We start from the raw sequence: 5135 nt of genomic DNA, 5'->3' as shown, positions 1-5135 counted from the left end.
GGTCCGGCGTGGACCCGCTCACTCGCTGAGGGCGACGACGCCGGGTTCTTCGGGCCGGGCAGCGCCGTCTGGGCCGTGAACGGCGCGCTGCCGACCCTCGTCGCCGGCATCCGCGCCCTGCTGCTGCAGACGCTGCATCCGGGGGCGATGGCCGGCGTCCACGACCACTCGCGCTACGGCGAGGACCCGCTCGGACGACTCGACGGCACCGTGCGGTGGGTCGCCATGACGACCTTCGGCGACCGGCGTGCGGCGACCGCGGCATCCGCTCGGGTGAGCAGGCTGCACGAGCGCGTGACCGGCACGTACGTCGACGCTCGAGGGGTGGAGCGCGAGTACTCGGCCAACGACGAGGACCTGCTGCGCTGGGTGCATGACGCCTTCACCGAGGCGTTCATCGGCGCGCACCGGATCTGGGGACGGCCGGTGCCTGGCGGGCTCGACGCCTACGTGCGCGAGTGGGCGGAGGCCGGCCGGCTCATGGGCGTGACCGACCCGCCCACGAGCGTGGCGCAGCTGCACGCCGAGCTCACGGCGTTCCTCGCCGACGCGAAACCCGACGAGCGGGTTGCCGCCGCGGTGCGATTCATCCGCCGGCCGGGCCTGCCCGGGCTCACCKGGCGGCTCTACCCGATCCTCTTCGGCGGGGCCGTCGCCTCACTCGACTCGCGTTACCGCGAGCTGCTCGGCCTGCGGCGGCCGTGGTGGCCGGCGATCACGTTGACGCGGGTGTTCCTCGCCGTGGGCACGCGAGTGCTGGGCCGGATGTCGCCGAGCGAGCAGAACGCCAGGGCCCGCCTCGCGCGGCTCGAGGGCCGAACCGCGTCGTGACCGCCGCGAGCGACGCTTTCCCCCGGTTCGGGGGGCTGGCGGTCGCCTGCCTTCAGGCATAACGTGGCGTCTCGAACAAATCGAGTCATGCCGAAGGTGCGGATCGGGGTACACATCATGGATCGCAATGAGCTGGAATTCGTCGACGACGACCCGTTCGGCGGCGAGTTCGCGACCGCGATGGGCGAACTCGAGGGCCTTCCCGCCTAGCCCGCCGCAGCGCCCGGCGAGGCGTCGCCCTCGACCCAGCGCAGCACGCGCCGCGCCCTGAGCGTGTTCCACCGGCTGGGGTCGCCCTCGGGTGCGTCGAGCGCGAAGAACACCTCGCCYCGCCACGGCCGGCCCGCCGGCCAGCGCCCRTCGTCGCGGCGTTGCGCGCGCACCACGTCGATCGCCTCGCCGAGGCGGGCGTCGGGGCGGCCGCCGGCGTCGCGGAAGTAGTCGAGCGCGCGCAGCACGTCGTAGGTCCAGTAGGGCGGGAACGCGAAGTTGAGGTAGCGCTGCTTCACGACCTCGCCGGTGGACCGCCGGCGGAACAGGCTCCGCTCGAGCAGGTACTCCTCGCCGCGGCGCCGGGCCTCGGCGATGGCCGGTGGCGGGTCGGTCACGGCCCGCTGGTACCCGAGCAGGCCTTCGAGCACGCAGATGGTGGAGTCGAACGAGGAGCGCACCGAGCCCTCGGCGCGATCGCAGTTCCAGCCGCCGTCGTCGAGCTGCTCCTCGAGCAGCCGCGCCACGATGCGGTCGCTGCCGGCCCCCGCCTCGCCGAAATAGGCCGCGAGCGCGAGCACGCCGCCGTTCACGCACTCCTCGACCTCGCCGTGGAAGTAGGGCAGGCCGTCGTGGTACTTCCACACCACGCCGTCACGAACCCGCTCGATCGCCGAGCGCACCGCGGGGTCGTCGGCCGGTGCGCCGAGCCGCAGCAGGTTGAAGAGGGTCCAGTGCGTGCCGCGGCGGTCGCCGTCTTCGCCGTATTCGTCGCCGCCCCAGTAGCCGCGCTCGTCCTGCAGGTCGAGCAGCGCCCGGCCCCAGCCGTCACGGGCCACCCGTGCCCGCTCGGCGGCGACCCGGTCGGCCGGTTCGTCGAGCAGGTCGCGCATGACCTGCCAGCGGATGGAGGGGTCGGCGTCGAGCAGCCAGTCGGTGACATCCATGGGCCCATGGTCCCGGATGCCGCCGACAGCGGCCACCCGTTGACGCGGGCGGCATGGGCACCCCGCCGCCACCTGGCCTGCCGCTGTCCTCTGTCAGACTGGCGGCGATGGACCTCGTGACCCCTCGGCTCCTGCTGCACCCGATCACCCCCGCGGAGGCCGCGCGGATCGTCGCCGGCGTGGCTGCGCCGGGCGACGACTGGCATCCCGAGTATCCGCTCGCCGACGAGCTCGACGTGCTGCCCGCGATCGCCGACGCGGACCCCGCGCTCCTCGACCCGGTGTTCAGGCTGTACCTGATCCGTCGTCGTGCCGACGGCCTCGCGGTCGGCGGTATCGGCTTCCTCGGTGTCCCCGATGACGGCGTCGCCGAGCTCGGCTACGGACTCGTGCCGGCGGCACGCGGGCGGGGCTACGCGACCGAGGCGCTTCGGGCGGCCGTCGGCCTGGCCCTCCGGCACGGCGCCTCGGCGATCGTCGCCGAGACGACGGACGACAATCGTGCGTCGCAGCGCGTGCTGGAGAAGAACGGGTTCTCGGTGGAGCGGCACGGCGACGGCGGCATCCGGTATCGCCGTGACGCGCGCGCGACCTGACCTCTGATCGCACCCCTCGCCGGCCGGCGTGAGGGCGCACGTGAAGGGGGCGGATGCGGCATCCGCCCCCTTCATCGCGTGGACCMCGCCGGGCGACCGCGACCTACGCGTGCAGGTCGATGCCCTTCGGCTCCTTCACGAGGGAGACGCCGACGAGCGAGATCAGGGCGGCGAGGGCGATGTACACGCCGATCGTCCACGACTGGCCCGTCGAACTCATGAGCGCCTCGGCGATCATCGGAGCGAACGCGCCGCCGAGGATCGCGCCCAGCGCGTAGCCGATCGAGACGCCCGAGTAGCGGACGTTCGCGGGGAACATCTCGGCGTAGAGCGACGCCTGCGGTCCGTACGAGAGGCCGAGGCCGAACGTCATCACGAACAGCGCGACGAAGTACCACACGATGTCGCCGGTGTCGATGAGGAACCACATGGGCACCGCCCACAGCGCGAGGAACGCGTAGCCGATCTGGAAGGTGCGCACACGCCCGAGCCGGTCGGAGACATGGCCGCCCCACAGGGTGAAGACCAGCCAGCCGAACGACGCGAGCGTGGTCGCGAGGAGCACGGTCGGTCGGTCCATGCCGAGCACCGTGACCGCGTAGGTGGCGAAGAACGCGATCAGCAGGTAGCCCGCGGCGTTGTTGCCGATGAAGATGACGGCGGTGAGGATGACGGACTTCGTGTTGTGGCGGAACAGCTGGCGCAGCGGCGTCGCGGACTCCTTCTTGCGGCGCTGCAAGTCCTGGAAGATCGGGCTCTCCTCGACCGCGCGGCGGATGACATAGCCGACGGCGATCAGGACGATCGACAGCAGGAACGGGATGCGCCAGCCCCACGTGGTGAACTGCTCGGGCGTGAGCAGCGACGTGATCACGAAGAGGGTCGACGTGGCGAGGATCATGCCGACGGGCACGCCGATCTGCGGGAACGCGCCGAAGTAGCCGCGGCGCGCGGTGGGAGCGTGCTCGACCGCCATGAGCGCGGCGCCACCCCACTCGCCGCCGGCGGAGAAGCCCTGCAGGATGCGGAGCAGGATCAGCAGGATCGGCGCGGCGATGCCGATCGCGGCATACGTCGGCAGGAGGCCGATCAGTGCGGTCGACAGGCCCATCAGCACGAGGGTGAAGACCAGCATCCGCTTGCGGCCCAAGCGGTCGCCGAGGTAGCCCGCGACGATGGCGCCGAGCGGCCGGAAGAGGAACGAGATGCCGATCGTCGCGAAGGCGAGCACCTGGGCGAGGCCCGGGCTCGTCTCGGCGACGGGGGCGAGGAAGAGCGGGGCGAGCACGAGGCCCGCTGCCTGCGCGTAGATGAAGAAGTCGTACCACTCGATCGAGGTGCCGACCAGCGTGYCGGCGAGGACCTTGCGCTCCTCGGCCGGCATGCGGCCGGTGCGCTGGGCTTCTTCGGGGACGGTTGACGTCATGCGAACTCCGTTGTTCTGGCGTGGGGTCTCAGTAGGGGAGGGAGCGCAAGGGGTGGGAGCGCTGTAGTTCCTGACCGATCGTTCGGTCGGGTTCTCGACGCTAGCGCATGGATGCGGACCTGGGGAAGCCCCCTGCGGCGAGCGGACCGGATCGTGCGATGAGCGGTCGCGGAGGGATCGTCGGCGACGCGGCGGTTGTGGCAGGTTGGAGGGCATGCCCGCTGCCACCCTCACCACTCCCGTCATGCTCGACGCCGCCGGCGCGCCGTTCACGGTCCGACGTGCGCGCCGCGACGACCTCCCCGCCCTGATCGGGCTCCTCGCGGCCGACGCGCTGCGGGCGAACGACGACAGCACGTCGCCCGAGCGGCGGGGCGCCTACGAGGCCGCGTTCGATGCGATCGACGGCGATCCGGCGCAGACGCTCGTCACGGTCGAGGATGCCGCGGGCGAGGTCGTCGGCACGATGCAGCTCACGCTCATCCCGGGGCTCGCGCGCGGCGGTGCGACCAGGATGCAGGTCGAGGCGGTGCGGGTCGCGGAATCCGTGCGTGGCCACGGGCTCGGAAGCGCCATGATGCGGTGGGCGATCGAGGACGCCCGCGCACGGGGTGCCGCGCTGGTGCAGCTCACCTCGGACTCGCGCCGCGAGGACGCCCACCGGTTCTACGATCGGCTCGGCTTCGCCGCGTCGCACGTGGGCCTCAAGCTGTTCCTCTGACCCGCGCCGGCCGCGTGTGCGATCTCGCCCTTGACCGAGCGATATGTTTGCTTCAAAATTACATCCACATGAGCAAGGAGGCCGTGTGAAGGTCGTCATCGTCGGTGCGGGAATCGGCGGTCTCGCGACCGCCCTGAGCCTCGAACGCGCGGGAATCCCCGACGTCGTCGTGGTCGAGCGCGCACAGGAGCTCCGCCCGCTGGGCGTCGGCATCAACCTCCTCCCGCATGCGGTGCGGGAGCTGACCGAACTCGGGCTCGGCGACGCCGTGGCCGCGATCGGCGTGGCGCCCAGCCGGCTGACGTACGTCAATCGCCTCGGCCAGCTCATCTGGAGCGAGCCGCGCGGCACCGCGGCCGGCTACCACTGGCCGCAACTGTCGGTGCATCGCGGCGAGTTCCAGC

The 5135-nt window shown here is 71.9% G+C and carries 6 protein-coding genes; 4 read left to right on the top strand and 2 right to left on the bottom strand.

Features of this window, described 5'->3' with window-relative positions; genetic code table 11:
* Window positions 1-831, top strand: an 831-nt coding sequence (locus AC1DY2_RS15055) for an oxygenase MpaB family protein (protein ID WP_476763164.1), incomplete at its 5' end; no start/stop codon positions are given.
* A gap of 206 nt (window positions 832-1037) precedes the next feature.
* On the opposite strand, the gene AC1DY2_RS15050 is transcribed toward AC1DY2_RS15055, so the two are convergent.
* Window positions 1038-1988 carry a prenyltransferase/squalene oxidase repeat-containing protein gene (locus AC1DY2_RS15050; RefSeq protein WP_476763163.1) on the bottom strand — a complete coding sequence of 317 codons (951 nt, stop codon included), beginning with the start codon at window positions 1986-1988 and terminating at the stop codon, window positions 1038-1040.
* Between the two features lie 107 nt (window positions 1989-2095).
* Between AC1DY2_RS15050 and AC1DY2_RS15045 the strand changes: the two genes are divergently transcribed.
* A complete protein-coding gene (locus tag AC1DY2_RS15045) occupies window positions 2096-2584 on the top strand; it encodes a GNAT family N-acetyltransferase (protein WP_476763162.1) in 489 nt (162 codons plus the stop codon).
* A 103-nt stretch (window positions 2585-2687) separates the two neighbouring features.
* Here the strand turns inward: AC1DY2_RS15045 and AC1DY2_RS15040 are convergent, their stop codons facing one another.
* On the bottom strand, window positions 2688-4010 hold the full coding sequence (locus AC1DY2_RS15040) for an MFS transporter (RefSeq protein WP_476763161.1): 1323 nt from the start codon (window positions 4008-4010) through the stop codon (window positions 2688-2690).
* Between the two features lie 214 nt (window positions 4011-4224).
* On the opposite strand from AC1DY2_RS15040, the gene AC1DY2_RS15035 reads away from it, so the two are divergent.
* Both AC1DY2_RS15035 and AC1DY2_RS15030 read left to right on the top strand, forming a co-directional pair.
* Window positions 4225-4731: an N-acetyltransferase family protein gene (locus tag AC1DY2_RS15035; protein WP_476763160.1), complete on the top strand. Its 507-nt coding sequence runs from the start codon at window positions 4225-4227 to the stop codon at window positions 4729-4731.
* An 85-nt stretch (window positions 4732-4816) separates the two neighbouring features.
* On the top strand, window positions 4817-5135 hold a 319-nt coding region (locus AC1DY2_RS15030; RefSeq protein ID WP_476763159.1), incomplete at its 3' end, for an FAD-dependent oxidoreductase.

This window comes from Agromyces sp. P1_H4, from assembly GCF_056405255.1.
The sequence above is the reverse complement of the archived record's forward strand: the minus strand, read 5'-3'. Positions and strand labels throughout refer to the sequence as shown.

Coding starts and splice junctions, on each gene's coding strand:
- AC1DY2_RS15045 (WP_476763162.1), top strand. CDS start 2,096: ATGGACCTCGTGACCCCTCGGCTCCTGCTGCACCCGATCACCCCCGCG.
- AC1DY2_RS15035 (WP_476763160.1), top strand. CDS start 4,225: ATGCCCGCTGCCACCCTCACCACTCCCGTCATGCTCGACGCCGCCGGC.